The organism is Streptomyces sp. 7N604, from assembly GCF_052245475.1.
In the GTDB taxonomy this organism is placed as follows: Bacteria; Actinomycetota; Actinomycetes; order Streptomycetales; family Streptomycetaceae; genus Streptomyces.
The window spans coordinates 102584-118129 of sequence record NZ_JBQQBX010000013.1; the positions used below are offsets into that span (position 1 = coordinate 102584).

Genomic DNA, 15546 nt, shown 5'->3' on the forward strand with positions numbered 1-15546 from the left:
CCGTGCCCCACCCCACCGCCGGCCGGGACTTCATCATCGATTCATTGCGCCAGGAGCTCCTCGGCCCAGCGCCTGCGGGCAAGCCCCTCGACGTCCCCTTCCGTGACCGCGAGTCGTCCTATGGACCGTGGACGGACCAGGAGACCGGCGAGGAGGTCCTCGAACGCGACCCTCTCGTGCGGTACGGCGTCGGCGTCCTCTACCCCGCGGGCGTAACTGACTCATCCGCTCAGGACCCCGACGGCACCGTGGTTGCGGGACTGGCGGCGGAGGAGCCCGGAGAGGCAGGCAATGCTCGCTGGACCGCCCCCGACCCGAAGCACACCGGGAATTCCGACGACGCCGACTTCGATCTGGCCGGTGCCAACGAGCGCAAGCCTAGCGCGATGGGCCTCTCTTTCCTGCTTGAGCGCGGCGACCGCACCGCTCTGGAGGTCGAACTCGACGCCGGCCGGTACCGCGAGCTTCCCGTGGACATCCCGGGCGCGGGCACACGCACCTGGTGGGTCCGCAGCAAGGTTCGCGCCGTATGGCAGCTCAGCCCGCAGCAGCTCGCTGCCGTGCCCGCGGTACTGCGCGACCTCCAGCCCTCAGCGGATGACCATTATGGACTTGAAGGGCTAGGCCTGCGCCTCACGGCCAACCTGCGCCAGCACCCGGACGGGCTGCTCGTCACGCTGGCCCTGACGAATAACTCGCGCATGGACCGGCGGGCGCTTGCGGCCCGCTGCCTCTTCCAGACTGGCTTCACCGCCACGCCGCGTGGTGGGAGCCTGCTGCCTTACCCAGAGGCGGGTGACGCCAGCCCGCACCCCGACGACGCTTCCTTCCGTCTGTTGTACCGGCACGCCCGCACCTACGCCGTCGGCCATGGTTGCGCCGCATCGTGGAAGGACCCGGACCGTGGAAGCAGCCCCTCTCGGGTCAAGGCCGACCCACTGCCCGAATACCAAGTGCCCCGCATCACCCCGGACATCCGGCGCGCGGACGGCACGCCTCTGACCGTCTCCATGGCCGACCTCGCTCGGCCAGACAGTGGCGGTCTCGCGCAGCTCCAAGAGCTGCTGTTCGCCTACGACAGCTGGATTAGCGCCCGCCGTCGCGAAGCCGACCTCTTCGAAGGGGAGTTCCATGCCACTGCGAAGCGGCACGTTGAGCAGTGTGAGACGGCGCTGAAGCGGATGCGTGAGGGCTTCGCCCTGATCAGCGACGAGGACAGCGACATCGCCAGGGCCTTCCGCATCGCCAACCAGGCCATGCACGACCAGCAGCAGCGCTCCGGTGCCGAGCGCCGCCCCACCACAGTCGAATCCGGGCGTGTACAGGTGCAGCCTGCACGCGCACCGAATGAAGGGGATAAGAGGCCCGTTCGAGGCCAATGGCGGGCGTTCCAGATAGCCTTCCTGCTCGCATCCCTCCCTTCCACCGCGGACCCGGCCCACCCCGACCGCCGCAGTGTCGACCTGATTTTCTTCCCCACGGGCGGCGGCAAGACCGAGGCCTACCTGGGCCTGTCAGCCTTCGCCATGGTCCTTCGGCGTCTGCGCGACAGCGGCGACAGCAGCGTCACCGTACTCATGCGCTATACGCTCCGGCTGCTGACGACCCAGCAGTTCCTGCGCGCCGCAGCCCTAGTGTGTGCCCTGGAGGTGATCCGGCGCGGGCGGGACGACCTCGGCGGTGAACCGTTCTCTATCGGCATCTGGGTGGGTGGCGAATCGACCCCCAACTCGCATACCGACGCCGTCTCCGCCCTTAACAGACTAGGCAGCGGCGGTGACAACCCGTTCCTGCTCCTGCGGTGCCCTTGGTGCGCCGCGCAGATGGGCCCGGTCACCAGCACTGGCGAACCGGATGCTGGGCCCCGCGGCCGCCGTCGGCGGAGCGCCGGCTCGCGGCAGCAGAAGACCGCCGTCGCGGGCTACGTCCCGTACAGCGGCCGAGTCGTCTTCCAATGCCCTAACCGCAGCTGCGAGTTCTCCGCCGAGAACCGCCGTCTCCCCGTCTACGTCGTGGACGAGGACGTCTACGCCAAACGCCCCTCGATGGTCATCGGCACCATCGACAAGTTCGCTCTGCTGGCCTGGCGCCCGGAGGCCCGCGCCCTGTTCGGCCTCGACCAGGACGGGGAGCGTGCCTACTCGCCCCCGGAGCTCGTCATCCAGGACGAGCTCCATCTCATCGCCGGCCCGCTCGGGTCCATGGCCGGACTGTACGAAGGCGTCATCGAGGAGCTGTGCACCGACCGGACAGGCGACACCCCCGTCCCGCCCAAGCTTGTGGCATCCACTGCGACCATCCGCCGCTACGAGGAACAGGTCAAGGCGCTGTACGGGCGCGACAGGGTACGCTTATTCCCACCCCACGGTTTGGACGCCTCTGATTCATTCTTCGCCGTGTACGCCCGCGACCGCGAGACCGGCAAACTCTTCCCCGGGCGTATGTATGTCGGGGTGCACGCCCCCGCCCTCGGCTCGATGCAGACCACCCAGGTCCGCTCCTTTGCGGCCCTGCTGCAGGCTGCCAAGGACGCCCAGGGCGGTCAGCGCGACCCTTGGTGGACCTTGATGGCCTTCTTCAACAGCTTCCGGGAGCTGGGAAATTCGCTTTCTCTGCTGCAGTCCGACATCCCGGACTACCTCAAGACCATCAATAACCGCTCTGTCGCCGACCGCACCGCGCTCCGCTACCTCGACGCCGTCGAGGAGATGACGAGTCGGCTCCGCCAGGACCAGGTTCCCGAGTCCATGGAGAAGCTCTCCCTCGCCGAGGACACCGGCAAGGCCGTGGACGTCTGCCTCGCCTCCAGCCTCATCGAAGTGGGCATCGACATCGACCGGCTGTCCCTAATGGCGGTCGTTGGCCAGCCCAAGAGCACCTCCCAGTACATCCAGGTCACCGGCCGAGTGGGACGCCGCCCGGACCGCCCCGGGCTCGTCGTCACGCTCTACGGCGCGGCAAAGGCGAGAGACCGCTCGCACTTCGAGCGCTTCCGTAGCTACCACCAGCGCCTGTACGCCCAGGTCGAGCCCACCAGCGCCACCCCGTTCGCGCCCCCTGTCCTCGACCGCGCGCTGCACGCCGCGCTCGTGGCGTACATCCGGCAAACTGCCCCCAGTGGATTCGCCCCTTTCCCCTTCGACGAGAACCGATTTGAAGAGGCAGCAGAGCTGCTGCGGCAGCGGGCAAACGTATGTGACGCGGCCGAGCGCCACCGCGTCGACGACGCCCTCGCCCGTCTCCGTCGGCAGTGGACCCACTGGCAGCCCGCCGTTTGGGGCACGCCCGGCGGCGAGGTACACCCCAATCAGCTTATGCACCCCGTAGGCCGCCACGTCGACGAGAACATCGCGGCGATGAGCTGGCCGACCCCGACGTCGATGCGCGGCGCGGACGCCGACTGCCGTGCCGAGATCACCCTCCTATACGCAATGAAAGGAGCCCAGCAGTGATCATCAGAGGTGCAGTGCGGCGCTCCCAGTTCGTGGCGCCCTTCGGCCCTGGCGCCATGCAGGTTCTCGCCGACGGCACCTCCGTCATTACCGCTGGCCTCGACCACTGGTTCGCTCCGAACTCCGACCGGCATGTCGACCGCGAGGAGTTCCGTATTGACGAATGGCGGCTTGAGCGCCACCTGGGCGTGAACGCCCTGTACACGCCGCCGGACTATCGCCGACCTACCAAGTACAATCACGACGAGGAAAACCTCAGCCTCTCCGTCCCCGTCCTCCGCTTTCCCTCATGGGGCTTCTGTCCCCGCTGCCGGGGACTCACCAGGCACCCCCTGCACCACCAGGAGCGCCCCTGGTGTGGAAACTGCATGACCGGCCAGCGCAAGAGGGGCCCCTTCCTGTCCCAAGTGCCGTTTATCGCCTTGTGCGAGCGCGGCCATCTCCAGGACTTCCCTTGGGCGGAGTGGGTGCACCGCACCGCCGACCACCGGTGCCCCCGCATGCGACTGGAGCTGCGCACCTCCGGAGGTGGCACCCTGGCATCGCAGACGGTCATCTGCACCGGATGTGACAAGCGCCGCCCGTTGGAAGGGATCACCTCCGTCGTCCGCTCCTCGGATGGGGACGAATCCAGCTACCTAACGGAGCACTTGGAGCACGGCGCGCAGTACTCCTGCCGTGGTGCCGCACCCTGGCTAGGCATCTCCGAAACGGACGGCGAACCGTGCGGCAAGCCCCTTCGCGCGGCACTGCGCGGCGCGGCGAACGTGTACTACGCACTGATCAAGAGCTCCATCTTCATCCCCGAGGAAGCAACCGCTGGCGCGGCGGACCCGGCGGTGGTCGCCGCCCTCGAGGAGCGTGTCATCGTCCGGGTGCGGTCTCGGCTGCACGACATCCTCGACGAAGAGGGAATCCCGATCACCGCTGCAAGGCTCCGGAAGGCTGCGGCGAAAGTCAGCGCCTCTTACCTCCTCGAGCCGTTCGACAACGAGCAGCTCGAGGCGGCGCTGGCTGTGGTCGAGCGGGACGAGCCCGGTGAGCAGGAAGCGAGCCCACCAGGCGCTCTCGCGCAGGTACCCGACCGCAGCCAAGCACCGTTCCGGCGTCTGGAGTATCAGCGCATCCGGGACACCGCCGAATCGCCCGACCTCGTCGTACGCCAGGCGGATAATGTGTACGAGGCGCCAGTGTCCGCTCTCATTCCGCGGATCCGGCTGGTAGAGAAGCTCCGCGAGACCCGCGCACTCTGGGGCTTCAACCGAGTGTTCGCCGAGTACGACACGGAGACTGCGAGCCGCTTCGCCCTTCTGCGCCGCGAACAGGCCCCACCGCACGAGTCCTGGCTGCCCGCGTATACCGTCCTCGGTGAGGGGATCTACCTCGAACTCGACTCCACCAGACTGGCAGCATGGGAGGAGCAGGCGCGGACCCGGCTGCAGCCCATGAATACCGCGTTCCACCAGGCCGCAGAGGAACGCCGTCTCGGTGAGCGCGAGATCACACCCAGGCTGGTGCTTGTGCACACCCTCGCCCACCTCCTCATCAACCAGCTGACGTACGAGTGCGGCTACAGCTCCGCCTCCCTACGCGAACGCCTCTACGTGGAAGACGGCCACGACGGCATGGCGGGCATGCTCATCTACACCGCGGCCGGAGACTCGGAAGGCACCCTCGGCGGCCTGGTACGCATGGGCCAGCCCGGCCGCTTCGAGCCGACCCTCCGCAGCGCCGTGTCCACCGCAGGCTGGTGCTCCGCCGACCCTGTGTGCATCGACAGCCGGGGCCAGGGGCCGGACTCGTGCAACCTCGCCGCCTGCCACAGCTGCGCGCTGCTTCCCGAGACCGCGTGCGAGGAGTTCAATCGCTTCCTCGATCGCGCCCTGGTGGTCGGAACGCTCGATGACTCCGCTATGGGTTTCTTCAATGTGCTTTCGACGTAAGGCATCTACGCGCTGCGCTCGTAGATCCGCGACGCTACCTGTCATCGCCTTCAGGGTGTGCCGCTGGGCGGTCGAAGCACGGGCTCAGCCGACCGGTACAACAGGCCCGCCTTGACGATGGGTTCGACCTCTCTAGAGCCTGTACTGGGTACTGGCGGCGACCCAGAGAGGCCAGCAGGGCGCGCGGCTTCAGCGGAACTTCCCGAGCCGGACGGCCGCCAAGAAATCAGTCCATGCCTGGCGCGAGAACGTCAGCACTGTCCCGTGCGGGTCTGTCGAGTCCCGTACGGCAGTCCCGTTCAGCATGAAAGCGGCCTCAACGCACTCAGTAGTGTTGGCTCCGCTGTATGACGACTTGAACCAGCCGTCAGTCGGTATCGCCGGGGACCCCTCGAGCATCACATCTCCTCACGGACGCGTTCAATGAGGGCGGACGAGGCCGCCATGTCCAACGCTTGAGCACGGAGGTAGTCGAAGGCAAGCCGGTATCGGTCCAACTCCTCCTCCTTCTCCATGAACAGCGATCCGACATGGATGTCCACATACACGACGTCCAGAGAGGGCTCGGCACCGCCGAGGATCACGAAGCTCCCCATGGCTGCCGAGTGGGCGCCCTTGGCGAACGGCAGAACCTGGAGCGTGATGTCCGGTGATTCGTTGGCCGCGAGCAGGTGGTCGAGCTGCTCGCGCATCACCTTCCGCGAGCCCACCACCCTGCGGATCACTGACTCGTCGAGGATTGCCCAGAGGTGCGGAGGCTTGGGGCGACGCAGGATCTCCTGGCGTTTCATGCGGATGTCGACGAGACGATCGACCTCCTCCGGGGCGAGCCGCATTTCGGAGGCGTGCTGCACGGCCTCCGTGTAGGCGCGGGTCTGGAGGAGCCCAGGTACGTAGAGGCAGGCGAAGTGATCTTCGCGTACGGCCTCGTCCTCCAGGGTGAGCAGGAGATTCATGCTCTCGGGGATGGAGTCGGCGAAGGAATTCCACCAGCCTTGCTGCCTCGCATCCTTGGCCAGTGCTACGACGGCCTCGCGTTCGGCTTCGGTCGCACCGTACTCACGGCAGAGGGCGTCCACTACGAGCCACTTCACTGGTCCTTCCTGTGTCTCGTAGCGACTTACGGTCGCCTTGGATACGCCGACGAGACGACCTGCCTCTTCCAGCGTCATGCCTTTGCGGGCTCGGAGCTTGCGCATGGTCGCGCCGAGCTGACGCCGACGTGTGGTCGCCCTCGCTGGCATGACGGAAACCTCCTGTTCATGGCCCGGTTGTCACCGGGCCAGCAGCAATCAGGCTATGGCGCTGCGAAGTTGACGGAGCCCCAGTTTCACCCGATCGGGTTTCGTGAGAAGTTACACAGCAAGACTTCTCAATGCCATACTCCAGTCGTAGCGCTACGCAGCGCAGCCGTACAAACACGGCGGGCGCCGTGCCGTCGTGGCGCGGGAGGGAGTCTGGCCATGCCCGGATATGAAGCCACTGAAAACCGACTCCGCTGCGTACTGCCCTTCGAGGCGGACCCGGCTGAACTGTCCGTTCTTCGACGAGCCGCGAGAACGCAGCTTGCCGTATGGGGGCTGACGGCTGCTGTAGGAGACGTGCAGCTAGCGATCACGGAGCTCGCTACCAACATCATCAAGCATGTGGGGGCGGGAGCGCCGGCCACACTCGTCCTGGAGCGCTGTGCTGGACGTGTCCGCGTCGAACTCCACGACCAGAGCCAGAAGGTCCCAACGCCGCTTCAGGCCACGTGCGATGAAGAGTGTGGACGGGGTCTGCACATGCTTGCCGCGATGGCGCGCGACTGCGGCACACTCCTGACAGCAAGTGGCAAGGCAGTCTGGTGTGAGCTACCCATTGAGCCCGGTCAGAACTGCTTCCGCATCCAGCGGGCTGCGTCGGTTCTTGAGTCCTATGGGCGTGAGGTAGCCGAGCTCACCCAGTGGCCCATCCGCTGCCTCTCCGCTCTGGAAGACGTCGCGACGAATCTCATTGCTGACCTCCTCCACTGGCTGGTGGCCCAGGGCGGTGACCCCGATGACTTCCTCGACCGTGCCCAGATGCACTACGAGGCCGATTCCGAGGCGGCTTGACCATGGAGCGAAGGGAGGCTGCGGAACTACTGGCTGTCAGCGATCCTGTCAGCTGCTGCGATCTCAGCACGGAGGTCTGCCGGGGTGCGCCATGATTCCCCGAGTCGGCTTCTGTGGCACATGCGATGGCAGTTAGAGCAGAGGAAGGCGAGATCATCCAGCTTGGTCTCTCGCAGCCCAGATATGTGGAGGGGCAGCAGGTGGTGCACTTCGATGTAGCCCTCCCCGAGTGCTCCGTAATGCCGACCGAAGTGGAATGCGCAGACCTGGCACTGCAGGGGCTGGCCGAGGCGGCGCGCCGTCTCTATCTTCAAGCGCCGGAGCCTGGGGTCGCGTTCACGGGAGATTGCCCACCGAGCCAACAGACGCCCCTCGAGGGAGGTGGTCCCATCCTCCGCGGCCTCGTCTGGCTGCTCGGGTATTCGGGAGAGCTCACCGGAGCCGATGCCTTCCTTGATCGCGCTCGCGGCTTGCAGCATCTCGGTCGGACGTGCCATGAACGCCGCAATCACTTCCTTGTCCAGGCGGCCGCACCTGGTGGCTTTCCCGGCGTAGGCGGGGTGGTTCGTGGCGAGGTCCGCGGTCTTGTGGCTGACGCTCCCCGTGGATCGGAACTCGGGGATCTTGCGGGCGGCAACTCCGTGCAGCGGCAGGGCGCGGAGCAGGTCGGAGAGCTCTCGAACCGGGCGATCGACTTGTCTCAGCTCACGCCAGTCGTTCTCGACGACGAGGGCACAGGCCAGCAGCAGTTCGTCCCAGGTGGTCCACGCAGGGCTTCGCATGGGCAATATCGTATGGGCGTTCGTTGTGGCGTGTGCGACTGCGGAGCAGCGCGAGGCGTACTGCACACTGGGGAGGTCGCGTTGTCAGTGGGGTCTGTCACCCTCTGTGAGGGCGGATTGCAATGAGTGTCCGCCGTGGCAAGTCTGGAAGGGAGGGTGCATGACCCGCACTGAGTCCAAGTTCACCTCGGTGGAGATCTGCGCCGGGGCGGGCGGGCAGGCTGTCGGCTTGCACGAGGCGGGGTTCCGGCACCTTGCCTTGATCGAGATCGATGACAACGCATGTAAGACTCTTGAGCTCAATAAGGAGAAACGCGGGTGGGATGACTGCAGAGTCTTGAAGCGCGACCTGACCCAGCTCAACCCTAGGACTCTTGGGCTCAAAAGGGGCGAACTTGATCTCCTGGCGGGTGGCGTCCCATGCCCCCCGTTCTCCGTGGCTGGCAAGCAGCTCGGCCCTGATGATGACCGAGACCTTTTCCCGACAATGCTTGATCTCGTGGACTTCCTGGAGCCGAGGGCCGTGATGATTGAGAATGTCAGGGGGCTGTTGGAGCCTCCTCAGAAATTCCATGACTACCGTGAGAACGTCATCAAACGGCGTCTGATGGAAGCCGGTTATGAGATCTGCATGTGGGAGGTACTGGAAGCCTGTGACTACGGGGTACCGCAGCTCCGCCCGAGGGCGATCCTCGTTGCAATGCGCCCGGAGTTTGCGAAGCACTATGAAGCGCCGAACCCCGAGAACAGCAAGATGCGCACCGTTGGCGAGGTATTGCGCACGTCAATGCGCAAGCGATTCAAGGACGACGGCAGCGACGGTTGGGAAGCCGCCTACCGTAAGTGGTATCGCCAGGCCAAGCAGGGCATCGCTCCGACGCTAGTTGGCGGATCGAAGAAACACGGCGGCGCAGATCTTGGCCCCAGTCGAGCCAAAGAAGCCTGGAAAGCGCTGGGGGTGAATGGGCTCGGGGTGGCGAACGATCCCAGAGACTGCGATCGCGGTCGCGATCTCTATAGCGACCGAGGTCCGATGCTAACTGTCGAGCAGGCAGCGCTCATCCAGGGTTTCCCGGCCAACTGGAAATTCGCAGGTCGGAAGACCGCGGCCTACCGACAAGTGGGCAATGCTTTTCCGCCGCCGGTAGCGAAAGCCGTGGGAATCCAGATTAAGCAAGCCCTCGAAGCCGGTCTCAAGGCCAGACCAGAGGCGGCTCAAGAGGAGGTGCTGTTTGATCTCGTTCCGGGGCCATCAGCGCCGCTTCGGGCGGAGCTTGCTGACTGTGGCAGCGATCTTGAGCGCGCAAGTGTCGGCTGACTCATGCTCCCAGAAGCGGAGTACGGTCCAGCCTGCGTCAGTGAGCCGCTGATCTGTCTCGCGATCACGAGCCACATTGCGGGCCACCTTGTCTGACCAGTAACCGGGGTTGGTCCGAGGGGGCACATAGTGCTCTGGGCAGCCATGCCAGTAACAGCCATCGATGAACACTGCGACCTTCGCGGGACGGAAGACCATGTCAGCCGTCCGGCGGAGGTCCGGGAGGGGCTGCGCGGCAACGCGGTAGCGCAACCCCTGCGCGTGCACCAGCCGACGGATGAGCCATTCTGGCTTGGTGTCGCGGTTCCGGATGGCTTGCATGTTCCGGCGTCTGGCCGCCGATGATGCCCACGAACCGTCCGGAGGTGTCCAGTCGTTGACCATGTCTCTCGCCGTGAAGGGGTCGGGTGCAAGTGCAGCTTAGTGGCCTCCCTTCCTACGGCCCTCACGTCGGCTGATCTCGCTGCGGATCGAGCCGTCAGGCCAGGGTTCCCAGTCCACCACTCGGTACCAAGATGCTGACCGGCCTGTGGCGGGGTCCTTCGTTACTCGATTCTTGATTACCCATCCGAGTACACGGAGTTCCCGGAGGCGTTTCTGCCAGTCTTCTTGATATTGCCGCATGGACGCAACGATGCTGATGAGTTCGGATGGGACCCAGTTGCCATTGAATGCCTTGAGTAGTTCGCCGATTCGCCGGTGCGGTTCGTCGTAGTTGGCTGCAGTGTGGATCTCGCTCGCGTACTCATTGTATGTGGCGTAGAAGGCTTTCTTCCCTGAATTGCATTCTTCGCAGAGCGGCTGCAGGTTTTCGACATTGTCGGTGCCGCCCCAGTCTCTCGGAATTTTATGGTCGACAACCAGCACAATTTGATGATCTAGCGGCGTCCTGCCGCACTGTGCGCAACGCTGAGGGGCTAGCACTTGAGCCTTAATTTTGGCACTTAGGGATTTTCTCACCCCACCCTTGTCTGTCTGATTCCGGCCGATGAGTAGATATCGATGCTTATTGCCTTCACGGAGCGTCTTGACTTGGAAATGTCCGCGAAGCTCGCGGACACGGCGAATAGCTTCAGACTGAGACGCTCCCAAGTCATGAGCCATGAATGCATGGATGTCGTGAGTCGTCGGCGGGTCATCACGGTGCTGGTGAAGGAATCTATATAGGGCGCGAAGAGACTCTCTGGGGAGGAGCTGAATGAGTTCCGGTGAGTCCGGATCTGGCAGCGGGGCGTTGACGATTTCTGACATTGATCTGTCGCCTTGTGCTGTGGATCTCAGGTGGCTGACTGAATCGGGTAGCAACACTGAGTGGCGCTTCTGACTACTCAAACGCTGCGCGCTGCTGTGTGCTCGGGGAGCAGTGGTGCAGTCTCTTCTGGATCGCTGGGATCGGCGAGCACCCACCGTCGCCCATCCAGCACGGTTCGGTGGTGGCCGCAGTGGTGTGGTTTGGCTTCGATGACCCGAGCACTGACGAACTCTCCCTCCTGAGGCACCGGGAGGCCCAACTGTGCAGCTATCTCCTGGTGGCTCCGGTAGTCGCCCATGATAAGAATTCCGTTCGGGCGCAAAGCTGAGCGGGAGCCGCCATTGCCGCGTACGCGCTTCATGTAGTCCTTCTGCTGAGCGACGGTGCGTACGACGTTGCGGCGGATGCGACGTCGTTGCGCGCGTTTGAATAGCTCGTTGAGCCGTGCCTGGCCGCCCTTCGGGGTGAAGATAGCCATACGGTCCTGCTGGCCCATGTGCAATAGCACGTTTTCTGGTAGTGGGGCCTCATGCCATAGCCAGGTTATGTCAACGCGGTGTTGGGCCTTGAGCTGCAGCTTTGCGTCTCGGTTGCTGCCCTGTGTGAGCAGCTTGCGATCTACGCGCAACAGCCCGGCACTCCACACACTCTTGGAGTCGTCTGCTGACACGAGGAGGCAGAGGTGGCCGATGCTCTCCGGAGGCAGCATCCAGCCTCCGAATCTCTGCGAGTATTTGCAGTCGACGTCGATGTCCTGGATCGAGTAGTCCATCTTGTCGCCGTCGTCGAACTCGAACTCGCGCTGCAAGTTAATCTCGACGAGCGTCCCGGCATGGGTCTTCTCAGTCTTGAAGAGCTGCTGCCAGTCGTAGCGCCCAGTGTGCTCGCCGTCCAGGAGCTGGTCGATCGTGTCCCGTAGGACGGTGGCGAACCTGCGCCCGTCCGGATCGAGACTGAGGATGTGCTTCTGAACCTGCGCAAGTTCCGGATCTTCGTCGAGGCTCGGAGCAGGTCTATCCAGGTCGAAGAGCTCCACGTCGTGTCACCTCGCAGGTCTGAGCCTCACCAGAGGCGGGAGCATCACCGTCTTGGAGCCGCTGGTCATCAGCACTGCTTCTCCTGGTCGGGCGCCCACGCCTCGTGAAGGGTAGCGCTCGACTCACGCACGGGGGTGTCGGTGGTGCCAACTAGGCTCGTTCTTCGTCTAGTTCACCGCCAAGAGAGGCTGTCGTGACTGAGCTGGTGACAACTGCCGAAGACGTGCTCCGACAGTTCTGCATCTCGCCAGGGACTCAGAAGATCTTTGAGAACTGGCGACGGGACCCCCGTCGACGCAACGTGGCACCTGTCGTGCTGGAGCATCGGGCGCGCTTGATCTACACGCTTGTACCGACTGACGTCGAGTCGGTCTGCAGGCGGACGGAGCATGCCCTCGGAGAGGTGCGACGTGCTGACGGTGAAGCGGTGCGGGCAATTGTCGACTGGCATCCCGATTTTGCCTTCACTCACATGCTCCATGTCTGTATGGAACAGAGGAGCAGCCTGCCCACCTATCAGGAGTTCCGCGAGTTCGCGGACCGTGACTCGTTAGGGAAACAGATGTTGGGGATCCCCGCGCGAGAGAAGGTGCGTGAGGTTGTCGCAGCGGAGATCCCAGCTACCTTGGCCAGGGCAGCAATGAGGTGGAGGGTGGGGAATGCTTACTACAGCTTCTTACGAGAGGTCTACACAGTTGTGAATCTACGCAGCCGAGGTGTTGACCTTCGTGTCCATCCCCTAGCGGACGCGCTCTTCAGGGTGGATGCGTGGGTGGGGCGCAAAGCGCTTAGCTTGCGAGTCGGGAACAAGAAGTTCCGTGAGGGAGAGCGTGATGGCCGGAAGACACCTCCCGAGCAACTGCTGGCAGATGTCACTCCTCGGTTCGAATTCGAGTCGATTGAACTGAGTCCTGCTACTGAGTTTGGCAGAGTCCATCTACCGTCGTACCGGCACCTTGAGTCCGCGGCTGCCCTGCTGAACCCAGGGACTGGCTAAACGAGGAGTCAGTTTGACCGAGCCGTGTGATTTCCTAGGCCAGGTCCGGGACGCCGTGGCAGTCCTTGTACGGGCGGGAGGAGCCGCACCAGCACGGGGCGTTGCGGGGCGGGGGCCAGGGGGTGGCTCGGCCGCGGGCCGCCAGGTTTGTGGCGTATTCGGGGAGCAAAGTGACCGTGGCGGGGGACGTCTGCTCGGCCGCCGCGAAGGCCTCATACGACGGGACCGTGGCCGTCACGATGCCGAAGGCCTGGGCACCCGTGGAGGCCAGGTCGCGGAGCGAGGACTCTATGCGGGCCAGGTGCTCGGAGTGGGAGGGGTACTCGGAGGCGAGCGCGGGATACGCCGCGAGGAGTTCCGTCAGCTCGGCCTCCGGCCAGTGCAGGACCGCCACCGGATACGGGCGGGACAACGCCGCGCGGCGCTCAACCAGTTCGGCGCGGAGGCGGGCGATCTCGGCGCGGAGCTCGGCCGGGTTGTCCGAGCCGAGGGACCACAGGCGCTTGGGGTCGTGGAGTTCGTCCAGGGAGATGTCGCCCGGGTGGTGGGCGTCGGCGAGGGCGTCCCACTCGTCGTGCGGGCTGCCGAGGAGGCGGCGTACGCGGTGGCGGCCCGCCAGGAGGAGCCCCGCCTCGTACGGGACCTCGTCGCCGTCGATCAGGAGCGCGGCGCCCGCCGTGAAGCAGTCATGGGCGGCCTGCAGTTCGTCGTGGGCTTCCAGGGCCTCGGCGATGATCTCCCAGGGGGCGGCGTCCCGCGGGGCGGCGGCGCGGATGCCGTCGATGAGGACGCGGGCCTCGGCATCGTGACCGTACTCCCAGAGGTTCGCCGCGTTGAGGGCCTTGATCAGCAGAGGGTTCTTGGGAGTGCCGGCGAGGAGCCGGTCGTAGAGGGCGGAGGCCCGTGGGCGCTCGTCGGCGAGTTCCCAGTGGGCCGCGGCCTGCAGGAGCAGGAGCTCGCTGTCCTCGGGGTGCTGCACCGCGATGCGCTCCAGGCGCTCGGCTTCCGACGCGTGGGGGGCGGAGGTGGTCTCGGACGGCATGATGCACACCGTACTGCGGTACGCGGGCGGTCGCGCCTCCCGGTCCTGCCCTTCGGTTGTGCCCCGGTCGTGCCCGGTCGTGACCCGGCCGTGCCCCGGTCGTGCCCCCGGCCGGCGTCGCGAAGGCACGGCTGCGCCCTCACGCAGCGTGCCGCCCTCGGAGAGGTCCGCGCCCTGGTGGGTTGGCGGGGAAGGGCCTATGGTGCGGCGGCGGCCGGGAGGTGGTGCGGGGTGCGGGAGCGGGGGCTCGTACGTGGGTCGGCAGTGCCGGTCGTCGTGCAGGGACAGGGGCAGGCAGAGGACCAGGGACAGGGGCAGGGACAGGGCCAGGGACACGCGCAGGGACAGGGCCAGGAGCAGAGCCCGGGGGAGCGGCGGCAGCGGGCCCCGCGACGCGTACTCCTCGCGCGCGTGCTGTGGGGCGCCGCCGAAGCGGCCGTGACCATCGGCCTCGTCGTGCTGCTGCTCGTCGTGCACCAGCTCTGGTGGACCAACCGGCAGGCGCGTGTCGGCGCCGAGCGGAAGGTCCAGGCGCTGGAGGAGGAGTGGGGGACGGCGCCCGGAACGGTCCAGGAGCCGTCGCTGCCCTCGGAGACCGCAGGGGACGCCTCCGGGCCACCGAGCGGGGGCCGGGACTCCCGCGAACGGCAGGCGAAACCGGCCGCCCCGCGCTGGGACCAGGCCTACGCGATTCTGCGCATTCCGCGCATCGGAGTCACGGCCCCCGTCGCGCAGGGGATCAGCAAGGGCGGCGTCCTGAATCGCGGATACGTCGGGCACTACCCGCAGACCGCCCAGCCCGGCCAGGTCGGGAACTTCGCGCTCGCCGGGCACCGCAACACGCACGGCGAGCCCTTCCGGTACATCAACCGCCTCCGCAAAGGCGACGAGCTGCGCGTCGAGACGCGCGAGGGGCTGTTCACCTACCGGGTCGAGAAGACGCTGCCTCAGACCTCAGCCGTCGACTCCACCGTGATCGGCAAGGTGCCCCGCAGCTCCGTACGGCCCGAGTACGGGTTCGGCGAGCCGGGTTACTACATCACGCTCACCACCTGCACCCCCGAGTACACCTCCACGTACCGGCTCGTCGTCTGGGGCCGGCTCCAGGCCATTGAGGCGCGGGGCGCAGGACAGCGGTAGCCATCGCCGTTGTCGGTGGGGGCAGTTAAGCTCGCGGGCGGGACAGAAAAACCGGGCGGGAAACACCAGGGAGGGGGAGCCCGATGGTGCGCATCGTGAGTGGTCGGCGCGCGTACGTCGGCGGGCTGCTCTTCCTCCTCCTCGGGCTGCTGCTCGGCCAGAGCGGCATCGCGACCGCGCTCAGCCCGCTCTCCGCCCTCACGGCTGCCGCCGCGACCACCGCCCTTGTGCTGCTCTGCGGCGCCGTCCTCTCGGCCGGCCTCGCACCGGCCGTGCCGCCGGGGCGAATACGGACCGCGATACGGGACCGGGAGCGCCGTACGGCCTTTCTGCCGCAGCGCGATCCCGATGCCTCCGGACGCCCGCGGCCCCGAGCGCCGGGCCGCCGCCTTCCGACGGCGGCCGCGTAGGCGTTCCCTCGCATCCATCTGTACGAGAGATTCGTACGGGAGCCCGCGCGGCTCGTCGCACCGAAATCCGACATTTC

General features: G+C 65.9%; 14 protein-coding genes. 7 read left to right on the plus strand and 7 right to left on the minus strand.

What is annotated here, in order from left to right; genetic code table 11:
• The first annotated feature begins 2 nt into the window (after positions 1 to 2).
• Both ACTWP8_RS16150 and drmB read left to right on the plus strand, forming a co-directional pair.
• Positions 3 to 3452: a helicase-related protein gene (locus ACTWP8_RS16150; RefSeq protein ID WP_443322857.1), complete on the plus strand. Its 3450-nt coding sequence runs from the start codon at positions 3 to 5 to the stop codon at positions 3450 to 3452.
• On the plus strand, positions 3449 to 5395 hold the full coding sequence (gene drmB, locus ACTWP8_RS16155; RefSeq protein WP_443322858.1) for a DrmB family protein: 1947 nt from the start codon (positions 3449 to 3451) through the stop codon (positions 5393 to 5395). Before ACTWP8_RS16150 ends, drmB begins: the two co-directional genes overlap by 4 nt.
• Before the next feature lie 189 nt (positions 5396 to 5584).
• Here the strand turns inward: drmB and ACTWP8_RS16160 are convergent, their stop codons facing one another.
• On the minus strand, positions 5585 to 5794 hold the full coding sequence (locus tag ACTWP8_RS16160; protein ID WP_443322859.1) for a DUF397 domain-containing protein: 210 nt from the start codon (positions 5792 to 5794) through the stop codon (positions 5585 to 5587).
• Positions 5794 to 6639 carry a helix-turn-helix domain-containing protein gene (locus ACTWP8_RS16165; protein ID WP_443322860.1) on the minus strand — a complete coding sequence of 282 codons (846 nt, stop codon included), beginning with the start codon at positions 6637 to 6639 and terminating at the stop codon, positions 5794 to 5796. The genes ACTWP8_RS16160 and ACTWP8_RS16165 overlap by 1 nt, the downstream gene beginning before the upstream one ends.
• 219 nt (positions 6640 to 6858) lie before the next feature.
• Here ACTWP8_RS16165 and ACTWP8_RS16170 point away from each other — a divergent pair, with 219 nt between their 5' ends.
• A complete protein-coding gene (locus ACTWP8_RS16170; protein WP_443322861.1) occupies positions 6859 to 7491 on the plus strand; it encodes an ATP-binding protein in 633 nt (210 codons plus the stop codon).
• 26 nt (positions 7492 to 7517) lie between these two features.
• Here the strand turns inward: ACTWP8_RS16170 and ACTWP8_RS16175 are convergent, their stop codons facing one another.
• Positions 7518 to 8273 carry an HNH endonuclease gene (locus ACTWP8_RS16175; RefSeq protein WP_443322862.1) on the minus strand — a complete coding sequence of 252 codons (756 nt, stop codon included), beginning with the start codon at positions 8271 to 8273 and terminating at the stop codon, positions 7518 to 7520.
• Positions 8274 to 8433: 160 nt separating this feature from the next.
• Here ACTWP8_RS16175 and ACTWP8_RS16180 point away from each other — a divergent pair, with 160 nt between their 5' ends.
• Positions 8434 to 9591, plus strand: coding sequence for a DNA cytosine methyltransferase (locus ACTWP8_RS16180; protein WP_443322863.1), 1158 nt, complete (start codon positions 8434 to 8436; stop codon positions 9589 to 9591).
• Here ACTWP8_RS16180 and ACTWP8_RS16185 read toward each other — a convergent pair.
• From ACTWP8_RS16185 to ACTWP8_RS16195, 3 genes are all read right to left on the minus strand, one after another.
• Positions 9526 to 9975 (minus strand): very short patch repair endonuclease, encoded by a 450-nt coding sequence (locus ACTWP8_RS16185; RefSeq protein WP_443322864.1) that lies wholly within the window; start codon positions 9973 to 9975, stop codon positions 9526 to 9528. The genes ACTWP8_RS16180 and ACTWP8_RS16185 overlap by 66 nt on opposite strands.
• 36 nt (positions 9976 to 10011) lie before the next feature.
• Positions 10012 to 10842 carry an HNH endonuclease gene (locus ACTWP8_RS16190; RefSeq protein ID WP_443322865.1) on the minus strand — a complete coding sequence of 277 codons (831 nt, stop codon included), beginning with the start codon at positions 10840 to 10842 and terminating at the stop codon, positions 10012 to 10014.
• 77 nt (positions 10843 to 10919) lie between these two features.
• Positions 10920 to 11879, minus strand: coding sequence for a NaeI family type II restriction endonuclease (locus ACTWP8_RS16195; RefSeq protein ID WP_443322866.1), 960 nt, complete (start codon positions 11877 to 11879; stop codon positions 10920 to 10922).
• Between the two features lie 194 nt (positions 11880 to 12073).
• Between ACTWP8_RS16195 and ACTWP8_RS16200 the strand changes: the two genes are divergently transcribed.
• On the plus strand, positions 12074 to 12877 hold the full coding sequence (locus ACTWP8_RS16200; protein ID WP_443322867.1) for a hypothetical protein: 804 nt from the start codon (positions 12074 to 12076) through the stop codon (positions 12875 to 12877).
• 34 nt (positions 12878 to 12911) lie between these two features.
• On the opposite strand, the gene ACTWP8_RS16205 is transcribed toward ACTWP8_RS16200, so the two are convergent.
• The gene (locus ACTWP8_RS16205; RefSeq protein ID WP_443322937.1) at positions 12912 to 13919 is read right to left on the minus strand and encodes an SEC-C domain-containing protein; all 1008 of its coding nucleotides are present in this window, start codon (positions 13917 to 13919) and stop codon (positions 12912 to 12914) included.
• A gap of 438 nt (positions 13920 to 14357) precedes the next feature.
• Between ACTWP8_RS16205 and ACTWP8_RS16210 the strand changes: the two genes are divergently transcribed.
• Both ACTWP8_RS16210 and ACTWP8_RS16215 read left to right on the plus strand, forming a co-directional pair.
• Complete coding sequence (locus tag ACTWP8_RS16210) at positions 14358 to 15059, plus strand: class E sortase (RefSeq protein ID WP_443322868.1); 702 nt, start codon at positions 14358 to 14360, stop codon at positions 15057 to 15059.
• An 83-nt stretch (positions 15060 to 15142) separates the two neighbouring features.
• On the plus strand, positions 15143 to 15469 hold the full coding sequence (locus ACTWP8_RS16215; RefSeq protein WP_443322869.1) for a DUF6412 domain-containing protein: 327 nt from the start codon (positions 15143 to 15145) through the stop codon (positions 15467 to 15469).
• The last annotated feature ends 77 nt before the right edge of the window (positions 15470 to 15546 follow it).